Here is a 19,172-nt window from a genome sequence, read left to right as displayed (position 1 = left end):
TATCTTGAAATTCTTGTGCGTTTCTCTTCATATCTCTTACAGCTTGTTCTAGATTCTCTACAACTACATGGATTTCTCCGCCTCCTAATAACTTCCCTGGAGAATCATAAACTCTTTCATTTTTATCTACATTTAACAAATACTCATTTGATAAAAAACCATCCTTTCCAAAATGGAAGTTCCGATCTGTTTGATAATGATAGCCTGGGCCACTTATCGAATTAACAAATTGGAATACACCCTTCGCCACTTTTCCTTTTAACGTTATCTTTTCCGGCTCCTCTTTTGAAAGTGGTGGTGTGACCGCATATGTAGATCCTATATGACTTTCATATGCACCAAACGGGCCGTAACCAATCGAATCCTTTCCATGAACAATACTCACAATTCTATTATTAAACTCACCATTATCCGCTTTTTCTTGTAAATGAGGTGGTAACAAATGTTTTGCACTTGGTGCATTCCATGACAAACATCTTACACTCTCATCAAACGCTGCAACATACTCGGCTAAAGCACCACCTAAAGAATGACCTGTAACATATACTTCTACATTTTTGTCCTTATAGTATTCGTTGACTTTTTCCATTACTTTTTCAGCTTGTTCAAATTGATTATGATATTCCCATTGTCCGTTCTCTTCGTTCCAGTATCGTCTTGGATCTTCTCCTCTTTCTCCTGTCTTTGGAGCTGGCGCTGGGTCATGAACACCGTCTCTTTTAATAAAAAACTTACCATCTGTTAAAGCATCCTTCATCCCTTCTCCAGGTTTTAAAGAATCCTTTTCTAAAATTTTATCTCCTTCTGTACCACGAAAAGCTACCATAACTTGCTTTTTCCCGTTCACGTCTCGTTCAAAAACCACTGCATCCATTCCTGTTTGTTTGTCATGAAATTTTTCTCCTATTTTCCACGTTTGCAATGTTTCTTTATCTTTATTTTTCACTGTAATTTCTGTTCCTAGCTCTTCATCTGTCATATATGCACCTTGAGCCATTCGATAAAAACTTATATCTAATACTTGTTCCGCTCCTTTATTGTCCAAAGTATTCCCCTCCCAGATAATTTGGTATATTCTTAATAGTAGAATAACATTTACGGAGGATGTATATGGGAGTAAAAATCCAGAAATGTATCTTTTTAGCTATTTTTTTCCTTGTAACCATAATGATCGGAGGGTGTAACATGGGGCCAAATGATAAAGAGCAACAAATAGTAGAAAAAGCGTCAGAAGTGACTATTAATTATTTTAAAGAAAAAGAAAATTTAGAAGTGACTATTACAAATCATCGATTTCCTTCTAATGATATCGAAACAGTTTTTATAACTGGTCATATTAAAAATGATAAAAATAAGAAATTCACAGCTTCAATAGATTATAACGCTCATTATAGTATCGGTTCTATCTCAACCACTAATTTCAACTTAAAACATTGAAAAGACAGCCTTAATTAAGTCTTTCTCTAAGTAAGTATTAACAATAGAGAATGATTTAGAATTAAAATACTAGACTTTCGGACACCTAATAGTAAGGGTGTCTTTTTTTATGAAACAAACATAATTTCTACTATTTTCGTTCGTTTCAGATGCTAGTTACCTTCTGTAGTGGGAGCGTAATAGACTTATTCTTACTTAACTCTTAAATTTTTTAATAATTAACGTCTTTATCAGAAAAGCCGTGCTGGTCATGCTCGTTACGCTGGAAATTATAATTGTGTTCTTCTAGTGAACGAGCATACTTTCAAATTATTTCCTCTTTATGCCCTAATAATTCAGCAACTTCGCGGGTTTAATAAACATTTTATATCAGAAGTAATTTTATTTTTTAATTAAACTATTCAAATAGACTAAAAAGGGAAAATAGACAATAAATCCCCTTACAATAGACCCGACAAGTCTATTATAAGGGGATTTGCTTTCTGAATTAAAACTTTACTTTATAATTAAATGGCTCAGGGTTTAGCTCATAATTTTCACTTGAACCTTCTAATACTAATTGGAGTTCTCCTTGTTTGGTAGGAAGCTTAGGAAAAGCTAGAACTGCATCAGCTGCAACACCCGGCATCAGATCACTAGGAATTTTAGGATAGTTCGCTTCGTAGTTATCTTGTATTTCTAGCTGTTGCCCGTTTACAATCAATTTAGATTTGAATTCATAAAAATCAAACTTAGCATTCGCTTCATTTTTCACATTAAAATATACTCTTGTCTCATTGTCAGCAAGTTCCACTTTTTTAATGGTAACTTTATAACCGTTATGATTTTGTTCTTGATTCACTTCAATCGTTTTCTTCGCTGGAGCAAAAGCTGTAGCATAATCTGTTTTTTCAATAGAAGATGCAACAATAGTAGGTCCTTTTACTTTACCACCAAAAGCATTTTCTCCTTCAAATGCATCCTTGACAGTACCTTTCACATGAATAAAATCGTCACGTTTCACATCTAATTTTGAATCATTAATCGTAATAATAGTATTCTTACTCTGCTCTTTATCAGCCCACGCTTGAATATACGTACCATCCTTATCTCTTTCAGGATTCACAAAAATTTTAGCATAGAAATCTACTTTTTTCCCTTTATATTCTTTAGGATTTGAATACATTTTTTCAAACTCTTCTTCAGATAATACTTTTGTAGATTCAGTAGCTTGTTCGCTTTTATTTTTTGATGCTGATTCTTTAGATGCAGTATCCTTTGAGCATGCACCACTAAAAATAACAGCCCCACAGAGCAAAGATAATAAAACTTTTTTCACAACATTTCCTCCAGTCATTCTTTTGTTACATCACAAAAATATTATATCAGATTATTCAATTTTAAAATTATATTTAGTACTACATTTTAAATATATATTATTTATTTAGAATCAAAAACATTATAATAGACCTATAATTTATCATAAAACTAAATAAGCGTTGAGTAAGGGGGGTTCCTTATCCAACGCTTTCTATTTTACTTCTACACTCACTGCTTACATCCACAATATATAAAAGTAACTGCTAAATCACACATAAAAGCGCTTTTTATCAATAGTTCACTTTATTTCGACATCACATCTTCCGCTCAAAATACACATGAAGACGGTACTCGCAAATCTCCTTCGTCCATTCAAATAAAAGATTCTCATCTTCTTTTTGAATATCCATGTTTAACGAAAAGACATTTTCATTAAATGATAACAATCCTTTTGAACTCCCGCTCCATTTCGTCATCGGCATTGATGCAATTAACTTACTAACTTTTTCTTCATCATATTCCCACATACGCTGCGCTTGTTTATCACTAAAATCAATACGCTTGCGATATTCTTTCTCCATTAAGTAATGATGGAAAAATGGTGCAACTTCTTTTGGCGATATCGGATGGTACCATTTCTCTTTTCCACGTTGTAACATCGTTGACAATAACAACATTTTATAACTTTTAGCCATTCCTGTTTTCTCTACTTCTTGTAACCACGCTTCATAACGTATAAACACTTCTTTTTCTTGCGCTGTTAATTCATTAGCCCACGCTAAAAAGCCAACATAAGATTTAAATTCTTGGCGATACTCTTTACTCTCTTCTGTACCAAGCTTATGCAATTCTAAATATGTTGGTCTACGCCCTAATTCCATTTTTACCGTTTGATAACTATGTAATAACTTTTCTTTTCGCGGCATTCTCTTTTTGACAAGTTCATCTAATAGCTGTTTTGCTTCTAGCTCAAACTCTATGACACAACCCTCTGGCAAAATAGGTTGAGTTCCACCCTTTTTCGCTAATCCTTCTACACGAAGCATCTGCATTTTCACATCCGCATTTCGATAATTAGCAATTAGATCGATAACCACACAATGCTCTTTTTGTTCATGCAATCGTAATCCACGTCCAATTTGCTGTGTGAAAATTGTTAACGATTCTGTTGGACGTACAAATAGTAATGTATCAACAGACGGAATGTCTACACCTTCATTAAACAAATCAACCGTGAAAATTGCATCTAGCGTGTTACGGTCCAGCCTCTTAATCGCATCTTCTCTTGAAATATCCTTCGTTTCAGAGTGAAGCGAAATAGTATTGTAACCGTTTTGATTAAAATATGTAGATAGAAAGACTGCTTGCCTAATGCTAGAACAAAACACAATTGTTCTCGTTTTCTTATACTTCTTCCATACTTCTAAAATCTTGTCAGCTAACTCTTCTTTTAACTGTACCTCAGCTAACTCTTCACGATCATACTTATTTCCAAGCCAGCGCACTTGTGAATAGTCCGTATCATCATACACACCATAATAGTGAAACGGAGATAACCAGCCACGCTGAATCGCTTCCATAAAATCAATGCGATACGCAACGTTTCCATCACAAATTGAATAAATATCACGGAAATCATTACGATCTGGCGTAGCTGTTATCCCGAGTAAAAAGTTTGGATTAAAATAATCTAGCACCTTTTGATAGCTATTTGCTGCCGCATGGTGGAATTCATCCACAATAATGAGATCAAAATCATCTGGAGAAAAGTTTTCTAAATGACGCTTTCTACTCAATGTTTGAATAGACGCAAAAACAACATCCTTCTCTCCTTCTTTTCTCTTACCATTATAAATTCCTGTTGTCTTATCACGTATCACACGTTGAAAAGATTGCTCTGCTTGGTTCAATATTTCTTCTAAATGTGCAACAAATAGCACTCTTTTAAAACGTTTAGCAAAAAAAGCAGCTAAATACGTTTTTCCAAGCCCTGTTGCCATAACAACCATCGCTTTGTTATACCCCTCTTCAAGCGTATTTTCTAATTGCTCTAAAGCAGGAACTTGCGCAAAACGTGGTGCAATTTTCGTTTCATATGGCGCAGTTGGCTCGACCTCGATTTGTGCCCCTGATTTTATCTCATATCCCTCTTGCCCAGAAGGAATCATCATCTCAATCTCTTCTTGCTTTGTCCATGTTCGAACTAAGTTAGAATGGGTTTGATGGAACTCTTCATACTCTTGGCGATATTGTTTAATTGTTTCTAAATTAATGGATTGAGTAGCCTCATTCATATGAATATGTAAAAATTGATCAATTGCTTCTGAAAAAGCTTCTTTTCCAACACTCTCTTTCACAAGCAAACTCCATTCCACACCACTTGTTAATGCTGAGCGAGACATATTAGAAGAACCAACAATCATCACTCCATCACTTTCATGCTCGAACAAATAAGCTTTCGGATGAAACGACTTCCCTGCACTCTTCCACAAACGAATCTCGATATTCGGATGGATATGATAAAGCTTTTCCAAAGCATCAGGCTGTGTAATATATAAATAATCTCCTGTACAAACCTTAATATCCACATTCTTTTCTGCTGCTTTTTGCAACGCTTCAGTTAATACTTCAACACCAGATTTCATCACAAATGACGTCAAAATATAGATCGCCTTAGCATCTTCCATATAACGCTCTAGCTTTTGAATCAAATTGTTTGTAACAAGCTGAACATTAGTCATCATGTACCTCAACTAAAAAGATTCTCTCCCTAAAACCACCGCGCTTTTCCGCTTTTTGTTTACGCACTTTCTCCACGTCCTCAAGCGTTACACCCTCATACTGCGCTAACGCATTTACAAGCTCTAATAAATCCGCTAACTCCTCTACTTTATGCTCTTTACTCGCAGCCTCCACATACTCCGCTAACTCTTCTTGCGTTTTTTTACACACTTCTTTTATGTATTCTTGTTCATCAAGTATTCTTGTTGTGAATGTTTTTCCATTATTTTCGATAATTTCTGGGATGCGATCGCGTACTAGTTTGTTGTAGATTGGCATTTGAATTCCTCCAAGTTACTTTTCTTTCATTATAACATGGTACTAATTCTTTAATTGTAGAAAGGTCTCCTAGAAAACCTTTCTACTCATTAAAATATTGAGGAAATTCCCTTCTAATCAATTCTCATACCATTTAAATTCAAATTAAACATTCCCATCTTTAATATAAGAATAAAGCTTACTATCTACAGCATGTTCCATGATCATATTCATTGTCACAACAGGTTTCTGATCCGCCATTTCTGTTTGCTGTACACTCTTTTTATCAGGAACCGCCTTCCCTAAATAGTAGAAATCACTACCTTCATCATCATCTTTTTTTACAAAGATATGGATATCAATATTGTTTTCTTCCGCCTGGATAATTGTTTGAACTTCTTTCGTTTCCAACTTTCTATTACTCCTAGTATACCATTTCAGAACTTCTTGATTTAAGAATTCATCGCCATAATTCACACTAGCATCTACCTTATCATTTTTATGGTATGTAATAAATATTGGACAAGTATTATGTTTAGTCTTATAACCATACATAGTCGAATGCTCATCAGTATCCCAATTCAATAATTTACAAACATCCTTCCTTGAATATTTTTCATATAACGTAAGTGGTTTATCACATTGATAGGATTTATTCTTCTCTTTTCCACATCGGATCATATCAAGGATCATATCCTTAAAATACTTATTCCTTTTTAAACTTTCACAAATTAAGTTATTAAACATATAATCTTTATTCTGCGAGCACACAACAATAGGTTTGTCTCCATATTTTTTCTTGTCATTCCCTACAAAAAATGACAAATCAAAAATACGCTGAACGGAAGCTAATGTATCCTCATCAATTTGACAATTTGATTCAATTAAATAGCGGAGGTATTCATCATGATTCACTTTGTCTTGATGTAGCAATAAATCTAATAGAAGAAGTTCATGTTTCCGTTTACCATTTAATACTTCTAATGAAAGCATTGTTAAAATTTTATTCTCATAATCCGTTAGTGTTGGGATCTCCTCTTTCATTTTTAGCAAAAATTGATAGTAATTAGAGTATCCACTTCCTTTTACAAGCACCATCGGATCAAGGGAATGATTTGATATGAAATCGTATAAATAAGGAACTCTACCTATCCTATTTTTCAATTCCCAATAAGCTTCCTTCAAGATTTTCATCGATGTTAAATTACTACTATTAATTGCTTTAAAAATTTGTTTTTTCGCTATTGCTTCAAAATTAACTGTTGAAACTCCTTTAATATAACTTGTATCATTTGTACGTCTACGTATATTATCTTTGTTTTGTGACCGTTCCCCCGAAAGCGCAATTGGGATTAAGTAATTATTTTTATAATTCCCAATAAAATCAATAATCGTTACAAACTCTTTTGAATCATGTTTACGAAGTCCTCGACCAAGCTGTTGGATAAATACAATACTCGATTGCGTTTGTCTTAGCATAACAACCTGATTAATGCTTGGGATATCAATACCTTCATTAAAAATGTCTACCGTTAAAATATAATCAAGATCACCATTTTCCAATTCATTTACACGAAGCTCTCTTTCTTTTTGAGAATGATCACCTGTTAAAGCCACTGTGCGAAAACCTTTTTCATTTAATACCTGAGATAATTTCTCCGCTTCCTCTTTCCGACTACAAAACATTAATCCTGTTACTTTTTCACCAGAAAAGCCATAGTATTGAACTTTTTCAATTATATGATTTACACGTTCCTCAGTAACGAGCTTAGACAAAACTACAGCATCATCTATTATTTCTCCATTATAATCAAAATCTGTCACACCAAAGTAATGAAACGGACATAACATATCTTCTTCAAGGGCTTCTTGCAAACGAATTTCATATGCAACATTGTAGTCGAATAACTCATAAATATTAAAGTTATCCGTTCGTTCTGGTGTAGCTGTCATCCCCATTAAAAATTTAGGTTTAAAATAATCAATTACGTTTTGATAAGATTTCGCCCCAGCTTTATGAACTTCATCTATTAAGATGTAATCAAATGCTTCTGGAGTAAATTGAGATAAATTCTCCTTTTTTGAAATGGTCTGAATAGTAGCGAATAAATACTTTGCATCAATTTGTTTAGTTGAACCTGATAAAATACCAAAATCTTCTTCAATCCCACCAAGAACTTTTTGAAAGTCTAATTTTGCTTTATGTAATATTTGTTCCCGATGCACAATAAATAGCATTCGTTTAGGCGCAAAACGCCTTACATCAAACGCTGAAAGATATGTTTTTCCCGTTCCTGTTGCAGAAATAATTAAACCTTTTTCTTTTCCTGCCTCTCTAACAGCTTGTATTTCTTGTAGTGCTGCCTGCTGCATTTTGTTTGGAACAATTTTTAAAGCATCTTCAATCGAATTTTTATAATCACTCCGTAATTCTATAACTTGATTCGCTACTTGATTATCAACTTTTTTATAATTCTTTTCATAATGATTAATCCACTCTTCAGTCAATACTTGAGCATCTTTCCACACTTCTTCAAATTGATTTTTAAAATGATGAACAATTTCTCCATTCTCATACGATGTTAGCTTTACATTCCACTCATAATTCATTTTTAACGCATGTGCCGTTAAGTTAGAACTTCCGACAATCAATGAGTAATAATTATTATGATTAAATATATACCCCTTTGAATGAAAACCTTCTAAATTTGTTAATCTTACTTCTACATTTTTTATTTTCATTAGTTCTCTAAATATTTTTGGTTGATTAAAATTTAAAAATGTTGATGTTAATATACATCCTTTAATCCCTTTTTTCTTAAGATCCAGAAGATGAGATTTCAAGGTAGCCAGGCCACTTTCGGTAATAAAAGCAACTGAAAAAATAAAAGAACTACAATTTTCAAGTTCCTCTAACAATGAATTTAAAACGTTTACATTATTTTTCATGTCATTTATCAGCAATAGTGGTTTATATTTACCAGATCGGTTATATTTTTGATCAATAAACCCTTTATATAAAGAACCCTCTAAATTTTCAATGAAATTTTCCATATTTTCACCACTTATGACAATTTTTTACACTAATTATATTACTCTCTATTTTAAAATATAATATGGTATGGAATTAAAAAACTCTTCTCATATACTGATTATAAAAAATAAAAAGGGGTCCAAAAAGTTAAATTCCATTGACTTTTTGCCCCCTTTATACTTATTAACAAAATTAATTCAGTAAAGATACATTTGATAATTTTTCAATAGTTGGAATATCGGCAGGCGCCCAATCCAAAGATGCAAGTTCATTTGGAGGTAACCATTTTATCTCTACATGCTCAGTTAAAACAGGACTTCCTTCAATAAGCTCACAATAAAAAGTCTTTAAATGAACAATACCAAAATCATATTCATACGCCGTATAATCGATTTGTTCACCAATCTGTACTTTACAATGCATTTCTTCACTAATTTCGCGTTGTAATGCTTCTTGAGGCGACTCTCCTTCTTCTATTTTCCCACCAGGAAACTCCCACTTTAAAGGTAGAGATTTAGCTGGACCGCGTTGCGCACATAAGATTTTTCCATTTTCAACAATTACGGCTCCAACAACATAAATATTCTTTTTCATTTCGTCCTCCCTAACTTAACAGTAATTCTGTCATACATATTTTTCTGATTCAATAAAATACAAAAGATTTCTTCCATATTTTTTACAATTAATGTATTTTTAATCTATTAAATCAAATCTATGAAGATAGTATTGTCTCCCTATATAGCAAGTGAGATTTTCATACCTCTTATTAAGAGTAATAATTAACAATAACTATAAAATGAAAGCACATAAAAAAATATGCAAAAATAATCACACCAAAAACTCGTCATCCTTATTAAATCGTACTCTGCTATATCGAGCAAATCACTATATTAATAATACCAGAAATTAATTATATCAAACATCTAAAGGAAAACGAAGATCTAACAATTACAGAAAGTCCTCAAATTTTAAAATATAATCGTCTGGCTATTCTAGAAGACAAAAAAATGTCTCTTAAAGAGCAAAATGAAAAGAGATAAAATATAATTAATCTATACTCTTACAACTTACAGAGGCATCTTTATCCATTCATTATGGGTACCTTATCATCAATAGCTTCTTCATTACTTCCGCAAAATATTGCCAAGGATTGGAAAACTAGGCTAGTAAAGTATCACTTTTTCACAAGATGATTAAAACACCGCTTTTTTCAAGAATAAGCATACCAAAATTCGTATGTTTTCATTTTTCAACAAAACTACAAAGAAAATCAACTTTCTCCATGTTTTTTAGGCATTTAAAGAAACTTTTAGAACAAACTCTTTATAATTCAAATTGAATTAAGCCGTCCCCTCTCGAAGTGCCTTTCCAAAAGAGGACCCACTATAACTACGTGCATGAATATATAGCCGTTCAGACGCTCTTGTCATGCCTACATACAATAATTTTCGTAATTGCATATCAGTTTTCTCTGTTTCTTTAGTTTCAAATTTATCAACATCAACCAAAAATACAATTGGTGCTTCAAGACCTTTTGAAGAATGATATGTAGTGATGATGAGACGACCTTCTTTAATATCTTTTGTAACCTCTGCTTGCTGGCGTATTTTATGATCTAATTGCTCTTTTAATTTGTTACATTCTTTTCGTCCGCGGCACAAAATTAGAATATCCTCTGGTTTATATTTATCTTTATAAATAAGTGTATAAATTTTATCATTAACTTCTTGATATGAACCCTCAATAAAGTTAACCCCATCTTTTATTTCATTCTCAAATGATAATTCATTCATAGGGCAATAAAATTTGTTTACTTCTTCCTCTAATTTCTTTTCTTGCTTTAAAAAATTAAGGGCTAAATGAATATGCTGACTACCAGAGCGGTATGATTTTTTTAACAATGTACTTCTTCCTCGCATATCAATCCCCAAACTTCTCCAACTATGATCTGTACTATTATAGATACTTTGTAGCCTATCTCCTGCTAGGAAAAGGTTTATTCCGGTCACCGTTTCTTTTTTATTATTAATATAAGTGTATTCTTTACATGATTTGACACATAATCGGATCCAATCGTCTAGAAAATCCTGATACTCATCGACTAAAATGGCATCATATGTTGAGTATGCTCGTTGGATTGCAATTTTAGGCAATTCATCATTCCACCACTCTTGCTTCACATTTTTAGGCACACTTATACTTGCTATATCTAATGCAAATTTATGGAATGTACTAACCTCAATATTCTCTAAGTGAATATCAGAAGAAAGTTCTTCAGCTAATAAATCTAACTTATTTTCAATCTTCGCCTTTAATGATTTATTATATGTTAAAATTTTCACTTTCCACTCTGGATGTTCACGTACCAAATGGATAGCGCGTGCAAGTAGTAAAACTGTTTTCCCACTTCCTGGGACTCCAGTTACCATGTAGTGTCCATATGGTACGCGCTTTGCAAAACGCTCCTGCTCAACATCTAGTGCTGTAATTAAATCTTTTGTACTTGCTTGACTTGTAATTTTTGTGCTATTAACTTTAATTTCTGGAAATAATAACGTTCGTATTGCAATCATTTCCTCTTCCTCTAATAAACATAATTCATTCCCAAAAAGATGATCTATACTTAGCCTGCTCAACACATCTGATGAAATGTAGTTCGATGGTGGCTGATTGAATATTTGATCTAATCGATACTCTTCAATATCATTAGAATGTAGATTGGGAAATATAACATTAGCATACATTTTAAATTTTAATTCTGACTGCTCATTTTTTAAAGTCTCATCCAATCTAAATAATCTTTGTGCAGCATTATAATAACCATTTGTTTTACAAAGTGGATTATCTACTTTTTTCCCATCTGCTAAATCTATTTTTCTTCGATTCGCTCTCTGAATATACGAAATATCCCAATCCTTTACTTCTAATATCATTACTCCTTTTTGTGAATCGATTAAAATAAAATCTGGCTCTAAGTGCCTAATTCTGGGTTGAATATATAGATATGCTTCTCTCTCAACACTTTTATATAAAGATCGAATTTTTTCAAGCACCCTTCTTTCACCCGTAGTTAAACTAGGTTGATCATTCGGTATGACATATACCCCCACAGCAATCCCCACTTTCCCATATTATATATTTTTTCATACACAATTAAGTTTCATATACTTTTATTCTCAATTATAGTAACATATATATTTATATTTATATATTGTTACATAACGCCGCAAGAATATATTTTCTCTACTTGCTCCACTCTCATAAAAATAGCCTCATATTTGCGTTCGATTTCCACTTGCTTCATAGACTCATGATATCTTTTTCATTTCTCATCAGATTTAAGAAATATGTCCTTAAAATCAAGTAAAGACTTCGTTTCCAGAACTATTTTTTGCTTTAGAATTCGACATTGTAGCAGTTCTTCATTTAGTTTTATACCTTTTTGATTTTTCTAAATCGTGTTCATTCTTGTTAATGCCGCTTTTTGCACTTTCATTCCCTCAACAGTATGACCTAATCCATGTTGTTTAAAGTTTCTTAATGAGTTGCAACTATTTTTTGATAATAAGAAGAAATATTCGTACACACAATTTCATATTTTTTATTTGTATTCTTCATTAAATTCTTTTATATCTCCTTTTTTTAAGGTTTTTGTATTCCTCTTTTTACCTTTTGAAGCATGATTTATATAGTCATACATAATGTATGTGTGAACTGCCCCCAAAATCATAGACACTAAAAAGTACCATAATGCGGGATTTTTGCGCCTAAAACAAAAACTTAGCATAAAAAAGCGAATAAACACCTCATTTTCGTTTCTCACGTTTTTCTTCAAGTTCTTTTTGCAATTGTACCTATATCGTTGTATTTTAGTTATTTGTGATTCAAATTCAGCTTGTTTCTTTTTTCTTGTCGACGCTTTTTATTTCGTTCTAAAATTTCATTCACTTCTTTTTCAATCGTAGCTAACTCATCATCAGTCATCATTTTCACACTCCTGTTTTGTATATAATCAGGAATCGAAAAATAATCGACCATTTCGACAATAATTCATCTTGTTTACTATAATTCTCTAATCATAAAAATCCCCCTACCTTAACAATTGTTTCTCCACTCCATCATTGTTTTTTGAAAGCTATGTTAGGCTAGGGGAATTTGAAACTGTTGTTATAAAAGATTTTTCATAACATATAGGGTATTTCCATTTAACTGTACTCTTTTTCTTTCGCTTTCATTCACATTATATAAAACGGTATATACGATGAACGGAACTACTATTCAACAGAAGGTTTGACTATGGGAACATGAGATTTTACTTTTGAGTATTTATACAAAACTCTCTAAGAGATACGAAATATATCCATAAATCCTCATGTTTGTTTAATGATCATTATCATTTTTTAATTCCGTATATAATAATCCATAAATATATAGGTGATATTTGGATATTTTTTCATAAGTATGTGAGTAACCTTTTCTAAGATACTTTGAGCTTCTTCAATCTTAACTCTTCTTTGACGTGCTTTTTCTAAAAAACGCACTATTATTCTGTCAGGTTTGATCCACTTGTCATCCCCTGCTAACATATAAAAATAAACTAATAATATACACCTTTTTTGATCCGTTATACTTTTAATTTCTTTCTCTAAGCTTTCATTGCTTCTGTTTTTAATATATCATTTATTGGAGAATCTCTTAAATCAAAGATTTCGTTTTACTTTTCATTCCTCATACACTAGGTTGTAGTGTACTTGACGATTTTCCTTCGCTTTTGTACATTTCTCTTTGAATGGACACCTGAACAATCTTCACATTCATATATTTTAAAGTCTCTTGTATAACCGTAGGAATCGGTACGTTGTGAATATTATTTAAATGTCACTTTTTGGTTATTTGACCACATATAATAGTCATCGTGTTCCTTATAGTCCTAGTTACTTGCGTGTAGAGTACAAACGTTGCTTGATGAGATTCATATTTTTGAGGCAAAGGAAATAGTCTTCTTTCAATTTTGTATGGATATTTCGTTTCTCTTGATGCATTTTCTTTTTTTGTTTCCTTATCTTGTTCCATTTATATTCCCGCTAGTATCTACTCATCCCCTCAATTGCTTCTTTTATTTGCTAGAATGTATGCTAGATATTCTGTTGAAGCTTTTCTTCATAGCTTTCATACTGATCACACATCTTTTTAGAGCAATAGTATATCCAAAGCCTAGGAGTTACTTGCGTGTATCTTGAAGTTTTTGTATCAAAACCAAAAAGCACCATCCTTCCTTGTAATTGTATAGAAAGAATAGCGTTTTTTCACTTTAATGGGGAATTTGTTTTCTTAGCTTGATAACGATATGTACACTTTCCTATTAGAAATCACTCCAATAATGTCCTTATAAAACACTCCTTCATCATTAAAAAAATGTAAACTCTCATATCCTTCATCTAAAATCTTTTTCCCTGCATTCCTAATCTTGTGCTATTCATATTTTCTGTTTGATATTCTTCCTTAAAAAAAGGTCTAGTATATAAGAATTCACTAGGCTGAAACATATACCCACTACTACTGATTTTATCCCATAAATTACTAACCCTAAAGCTAACACGATAAAATTTATGTAGCGAATGCCTCGAGCAATACTAAATTCAGGATATTTTTTGTTTATAGCCAATGCAATAACATCCATTCCAACAGTAGAAGCATTTGATGAAATACAATAGTAGTAACCAAATGCAATAAACAAACTTGCTAGTAAAAAATCGACCACTAGATTAAATTGAATATCCCACTGTAACAAATAAAAAAGTGTAAAAAATATATTGAAACAAATACTGCTAATAATGGATTTCAAAAAATTTTCTCTCCCTAAAAATATCCAACAAAAAACTAAAAGTAGTACGGTGACTCCTATCGTCAAATAGAAAATTCGAATACTTGTTACCTTTTCTAATATCATCGAAATACTAGTAACACCACCATTAATAATCCCATTTGGCTTCATCCATTTCGCGTAAGCTAGCCCTAGAAAAATATTGCCTAAAATAATTTTCCCCAGTGTTTCTAATTCAGCAAATAAAACTTTCTTCTTAATGATTTCTATCTTCATCTCATCTCTTCTCTCTATTGGTTCTGGTGCAAATATATGAAGTATAACGTAGAGAATAATAGATTCCTAACAGACTCTTATTTTATGCTACAAGCTCAAACACTCAGTAGATGTACTCTTTCTAATTTTGTCCCTTTTTCATCATATACATCGCTTCCACATCACTCAATATATGCTCGGTCATAAATCGCAAAATAGTAAACTACGACTGTAATCCATTTCATATTCAAGCCTTCTCTAAGTATCAATACAATGTTGTTTTGTTGAATCTGTTATTTCAGTAATTTCTTGCATTAGAATAGTCTTTAATACATTTTGATTACTATCTCCACTTTGCAATACCTTCAAGCACTCGTCAAGCTGCGGACGGTGCTCTCTTGCTCCTGTCAATTTCCCTTTATACATTTTTGTAAGACATCTAATCGCATATCTAAATTTTACTCTTCTGTATTAACACGAGCATAATCAAAAATCAATATTTCCATCTTCTTTAGGCTGATTGCACCTTAATTCTAGCACCAAAAACGGTTCCTGTTGTTAAAAATGAAACTTTGTTTTTTAGAATGAGATTGGGTACCAAGAAAACAGAAACATATGTAAACGCTTTTGCAACAGTCCATAAACGACAATTTTTATCATTTCATATAACCGCTATTTTTTGATGCGATCACTTGGGAGCTTGCTGATGGGGCATTACACAAATCGTCATGAGCAGCTAACGCTTTCTATTACGATTGGCCAGCATTGATTTCTATTCAAGCTTTCAGTATGTAACACTTGTTGCTGGACAGTTGATTGCACTAGATGTTCAAAGCATCCTCCAACAAATACTCAGCGAACCAGATATGAACTCTTGGGACTGGTGTATTCCTTTTTTCATCGACCCAGTTTTCAAAAACGGATTCTAAACGCTGTGAAAGCGCTGGAACGATTCGAACTTTACTGAAACATCCTAAAGTCGGGCTAACGCTCGGTGGAACTGTTACTTTCTATACTTACACGATGTTATTTGCAGAAGTTCATGGTGAACATTGTCGATTTTCCTAAGGAAGTTGTTAGCTGGATTAACTTTATCGCCTGATTGGTTTCCGTCGTACTTCAACTGCTCGCTAGTATGTTATCCGACCGAATTGGACGACGCCTGCTATTGATGGGGTTTTGTTGACGGTATCACGGTTCTTAATTATGAAGCAAACAACATACTCTATCGTCACTCTTCTACTTCTATGTAGCTGGTTGTATCGCTATCAGCTTCATCACGTATTGGCCTTCGAAAGTCTTTCATATCGAGACTGAGGTAGCAAATATACAAAATATCCGTCCATCTCGTTTAAAGCAATCTTAACGATTATAATATCTATTTTAAAATAAAGATTCATCCTAAAAATCCCCTTAATAAATAAACTGCACCCCAATTATTAGCTATATCTAACAATTGAAGTGCAGTTCAAATAATCACTCTTTTGTTATATCAATTAAAAATGATCAGCATGCGAGTACTGTATGATTTCTTCTTTTTGCAGAGCATGTTGTGTATCACCTTCGTTATTCCACCCAATCGCTAAAGCCATTACCAATCCTAACGTTGCGAATACAAATTTTTTCATCATTTTAATGCTCCTTTACTAAATATTTGTTGTTTCGCTTCGTAACATACATTGAAGTAATCACTAACTTTTTCATGATTATGTAATTTACGAAACGCAACAGCTAACAACTCTCCATATTCTTCAACAAACTCCCATAACCCTTGTTTTTTGAAATAAGAAATGCTTTTTTTCACTTCTTCTTCAACTAGTTCAATAGGTTTGTTTTCATTTAATAAACGTAAAATATTGAAATGATATACATACTCTTCATTTCCTATTTCATCACAAACTTTCAAACCTTTTTCAATCAGTTCTTGTGCAATATTTATTTCTTGTAGCTTATAATGTTCACGCGCTTGTAAGAACAATGCTTTAAAATGATTTGGATTTTTTTCTGTAACTTCAGATAAATGACGAATCGCTAATAGAGATAAGTTTTGCATTGCATATAATAATCCTAAATTATGTCTAACTACTAAAATTAGTTTTTCTTCATTCTGTTTTTGTAAAATGTCAATGGATCGATTCAAATGTTCTTCAGCTTGTTCGAATTGTTTTAAAAATATACAAGCAGTTCCTAATGTATTTTCACAAGATGCCACTTTCACTTCATATCCAGCATGTTTTGCAAAAATTTCTTTTGCTTTATTCGCATATTCAATCGATGTTAACATTTTAGAAGTATGATGTAATACAGCGAGTTTTTGGTTGAATTCAGCATGTTCTAACTCATCAGAAATATATTCTAATAAACTTTCAGCTTCTTCATATTGTCTGCTAGCTTCATTATAATCACTAAACATTAAAGCATGCTCAGCTTTGAAAGAGTGATAGTAATAAGCTGTAAGTTTATCGGTTGTTTCATCAATAGAACCAATGACATCGAAACTATCTTTCCTAATACTTAATCTGTCAGTCAGTAGTTTGTATTTAAAATCTAGTAAAGAATGGTATAATAATACATTCTGATTTTGTTTTTCTTCTTCTGCATGCTTAATATGTTCTATTTTCTCATCTATTTCTTTTTTTAATTGTGTTGCTTTTATTAATTGCTGCGATAACATCAATTGATACAAATCATGAAGTTGTTCCATAATTACTTCATGCGCGAAAACACCCGTGCTCATACACTACGTCCTCCTCAACCTCAACATTCTTCATTCATCTAAACATTACCACAATTATACATTTTTCATAGGAAGAATACCTTTGTTGTAAATTGATAAATAACAGATTGAATATTCCGTTATTTTAAAATGAAAGTAACATTTTTATCGCTAATTTTAATATAACACATGATTCAGTTCTTATAGTTATCGATGCTCAAACGAAACTATTCCATCCCTTCCTTTACTTCTTTTAGAAAGGGGAATCTTCTAGATTAAAATGATAAAGCTGTATTGTTTCTTACTTATACTGGGCCATAGTCATAAAAATATATGACGTTCAGTTTATCGCAATCTATAGAATCTGTATTAGAATCGCTTGAAGAAGGAATTCGAAGTTTTAGAGGAGTACTTAAACAAATTGTCATAGATAATGCAAAACAATTAGTTCTTAGTCATCCTAGAGATGACATAGCAACCTATCATCCAAAATTGTTAGAACTAATCACTCCATCCTCTACAAAAGCTTCCCTAAATAAAATTCATGCAAAGTATTCCGCAAAAAGGAAACAAACAAGTCGTCCAGCTCTTCTTCTAATTCTTCGTTTATTTCATTGCCTTCTTCATCATATAACTCAAAGTTCGCATACTTCCATAAAACGATATCAACCGTTCCTCCAAATATATCAGCGATTCCCCCATTATATCGAACACAACTCCGAATATATCGGCGATTCGACACAACATATCGACCAGTCGACAAAGTTCGCAATCTCAAAACAAAAAGCACTTGTTGCCTTTAATTGACAATCAAGTGCTTTAAGTTCATATGTTTTTAAGTAGCATAAATTTGTAAGTTTTGTAGTAACAGTATGACACCTTTTGTATATCATGACAAATACTATATTAAAACTTACGAGTTTGTACGAGTTCGCTAGTTTTTTGTCTATTCCATGTGTTTATATTCATCATCCAGTAAAATGTCATCTCACCTAAGCTCGTACTTCGTTTTCTATTCTATCATTGCACACAGTACTCCATGATGGTACAACCATCATGAGTCTTAACTTTTTAACAACCTATTTTAAATTGCAACGTCTTGATAACCTACTTCAGTTACTTTTTCATTTAACAAACGAATCCCTAGTCCATTTTCTATATCCCATGTACAATTAAATGTAATTCCAATATCCCGACCGTCAAAAATACCTGCATAGGGAACAACAATCCCATCTAAACTTATCATTTCTAATATTTCATTAGCTGTTTCAACTAATGGATAGCTTTCATTTACTTCAATATCATAACCTAGTTCCTGACGCTCTTGTTTGTAATAGTCTAATATTGATTGCAATAAACTTGGCTGTAATTCCTCCCAATTCTGCATTAATGCTTGATATGCCATATACTGCTCTTCATCAAACTCTCCATCTTCTTCACCATCTATCATCAAAGATATCTCAGATTCTTTTCCAAAAAAACGAATAATGGTATCCTTAGTCCAACCATACTCATACTCAAGTTCACCAAAAATTGGATCGTTTATAGTCATTTTAAAATCTCCTCTT

17 protein-coding genes and 2 pseudogenes are annotated in these 19,172 nt (G+C 32.4%); 2 read left to right on the top strand and 17 right to left on the bottom strand.

Annotation, left to right across the window (positions count from 1 at the left end; translation table 11 throughout):
* Positions 1 to 997: lipase family protein (locus tag MR063_RS18145; RefSeq protein ID WP_396021857.1), on the bottom strand; the 997-nt coding region annotated here is incomplete at its 3' end.
* 113 nt (positions 998 to 1,110) lie between these two features.
* On the opposite strand from MR063_RS18145, the gene MR063_RS18140 reads away from it, so the two are divergent.
* Entirely contained in the window at positions 1,111 to 1,437 is a 327-nt protein-coding gene (locus MR063_RS18140) for a DUF1433 domain-containing protein (RefSeq protein ID WP_242200575.1), read from the top strand.
* A gap of 487 nt (positions 1,438 to 1,924) precedes the next feature.
* On the opposite strand, the gene MR063_RS18135 is transcribed toward MR063_RS18140, so the two are convergent.
* The 11 genes and pseudogenes from MR063_RS18135 to MR063_RS18085 all read right to left on the bottom strand — a co-directional run bounded on the left by MR063_RS18135 (position 1,925) and on the right by MR063_RS18085 (position 15,299).
* The gene (locus tag MR063_RS18135; protein ID WP_242200572.1) at positions 1,925 to 2,755 is read right to left on the bottom strand and encodes a DUF4352 domain-containing protein; all 831 of its coding nucleotides are present in this window, start codon (positions 2,753 to 2,755) and stop codon (positions 1,925 to 1,927) included.
* Positions 2,756 to 3,050: 295 nt separating this feature from the next.
* Complete coding sequence (locus MR063_RS18130) at positions 3,051 to 5,477, bottom strand: DEAD/DEAH box helicase family protein (RefSeq protein WP_242200569.1); 2,427 nt, start codon at positions 5,475 to 5,477, stop codon at positions 3,051 to 3,053.
* A complete protein-coding gene (locus MR063_RS18125) occupies positions 5,470 to 5,796 on the bottom strand; it encodes a nucleoside triphosphate pyrophosphohydrolase (protein WP_242200566.1) in 327 nt (108 codons plus the stop codon). Before MR063_RS18125 ends, MR063_RS18130 begins: the two co-directional genes overlap by 8 nt.
* Before the next feature lie 144 nt (positions 5,797 to 5,940).
* Positions 5,941 to 8,829 (bottom strand): DEAD/DEAH box helicase, encoded by a 2,889-nt coding sequence (locus MR063_RS18120; protein ID WP_242200564.1) that lies wholly within the window; start codon positions 8,827 to 8,829, stop codon positions 5,941 to 5,943.
* A gap of 172 nt (positions 8,830 to 9,001) precedes the next feature.
* A complete protein-coding gene (locus tag MR063_RS18115) occupies positions 9,002 to 9,403 on the bottom strand; it encodes a (deoxy)nucleoside triphosphate pyrophosphohydrolase (protein ID WP_087094574.1) in 402 nt (133 codons plus the stop codon).
* 746 nt (positions 9,404 to 10,149) lie between these two features.
* Positions 10,150 to 11,931, bottom strand: a complete 1,782-nt coding sequence (locus tag MR063_RS21990) for a UvrD-helicase domain-containing protein (RefSeq protein ID WP_242200562.1) — start codon at positions 11,929 to 11,931, stop codon at positions 10,150 to 10,152.
* Between the two features lie 479 nt (positions 11,932 to 12,410).
* Positions 12,411 to 12,644, bottom strand: a complete 234-nt coding sequence (locus MR063_RS18105; RefSeq protein ID WP_242200560.1) for a hypothetical protein — start codon at positions 12,642 to 12,644, stop codon at positions 12,411 to 12,413.
* 565 nt (positions 12,645 to 13,209) lie between these two features.
* Positions 13,210 to 13,395 (bottom strand): hypothetical protein, encoded by a 186-nt coding sequence (locus MR063_RS18100; RefSeq protein WP_242200557.1) that lies wholly within the window; start codon positions 13,393 to 13,395, stop codon positions 13,210 to 13,212.
* Between the two features lie 138 nt (positions 13,396 to 13,533).
* A pseudogene (locus MR063_RS18095) lies at positions 13,534 to 13,730 on the bottom strand (transposase); the annotation flags it as partial.
* Between the two features lie 555 nt (positions 13,731 to 14,285).
* Positions 14,286 to 14,909: a YitT family protein gene (locus tag MR063_RS18090; protein ID WP_242200556.1), complete on the bottom strand. Its 624-nt coding sequence runs from the start codon at positions 14,907 to 14,909 to the stop codon at positions 14,286 to 14,288.
* 237 nt (positions 14,910 to 15,146) lie between these two features.
* Positions 15,147 to 15,299 carry a hypothetical protein gene (locus MR063_RS18085; protein ID WP_242200554.1) on the bottom strand — a complete coding sequence of 51 codons (153 nt, stop codon included), beginning with the start codon at positions 15,297 to 15,299 and terminating at the stop codon, positions 15,147 to 15,149.
* Between the two features lie 265 nt (positions 15,300 to 15,564).
* On the opposite strand from MR063_RS18085, the pseudogene MR063_RS18080 reads away from it, so the two are divergent.
* A pseudogene (locus MR063_RS18080) lies at positions 15,565 to 16,254 on the top strand (MFS transporter); the annotation flags it as partial.
* 130 nt (positions 16,255 to 16,384) lie between these two features.
* Here the strand turns inward: MR063_RS18080 and MR063_RS21870 are convergent.
* The 5 genes from MR063_RS21870 to MR063_RS18060 form a co-directional block, all read right to left on the bottom strand.
* Positions 16,385 to 16,516 carry a hypothetical protein gene (locus MR063_RS21870; RefSeq protein ID WP_269147651.1) on the bottom strand — a complete coding sequence of 44 codons (132 nt, stop codon included), beginning with the start codon at positions 16,514 to 16,516 and terminating at the stop codon, positions 16,385 to 16,387.
* Entirely contained in the window at positions 16,516 to 17,625 is a 1,110-nt protein-coding gene (locus MR063_RS18075; protein ID WP_242200552.1) for a tetratricopeptide repeat protein, read from the bottom strand. The genes MR063_RS21870 and MR063_RS18075 overlap by 1 nt, the downstream gene beginning before the upstream one ends.
* Before the next feature lie 496 nt (positions 17,626 to 18,121).
* Entirely contained in the window at positions 18,122 to 18,367 is a 246-nt protein-coding gene (locus MR063_RS18070; protein WP_242200579.1) for a hypothetical protein, read from the bottom strand.
* Positions 18,306 to 18,497 carry a hypothetical protein gene (locus MR063_RS18065; protein WP_242200551.1) on the bottom strand — a complete coding sequence of 64 codons (192 nt, stop codon included), beginning with the start codon at positions 18,495 to 18,497 and terminating at the stop codon, positions 18,306 to 18,308. The genes MR063_RS18070 and MR063_RS18065 overlap by 62 nt, the downstream gene beginning before the upstream one ends.
* A gap of 191 nt (positions 18,498 to 18,688) precedes the next feature.
* Complete coding sequence (locus MR063_RS18060; RefSeq protein WP_242200548.1) at positions 18,689 to 19,156, bottom strand: DUF2004 domain-containing protein; 468 nt, start codon at positions 19,154 to 19,156, stop codon at positions 18,689 to 18,691.
* Positions 19,157 to 19,172: the final 16 nt, after the last annotated feature.

Source organism: Bacillus cereus group sp. BfR-BA-01492 (assembly GCF_022662815.1).
Lineage (GTDB): Bacteria > Bacillota > Bacilli > Bacillales > Bacillaceae_G > Bacillus_A > Bacillus_A cereus_BD.
This window is presented reverse-complemented; position numbering and strand designations above follow the sequence as displayed.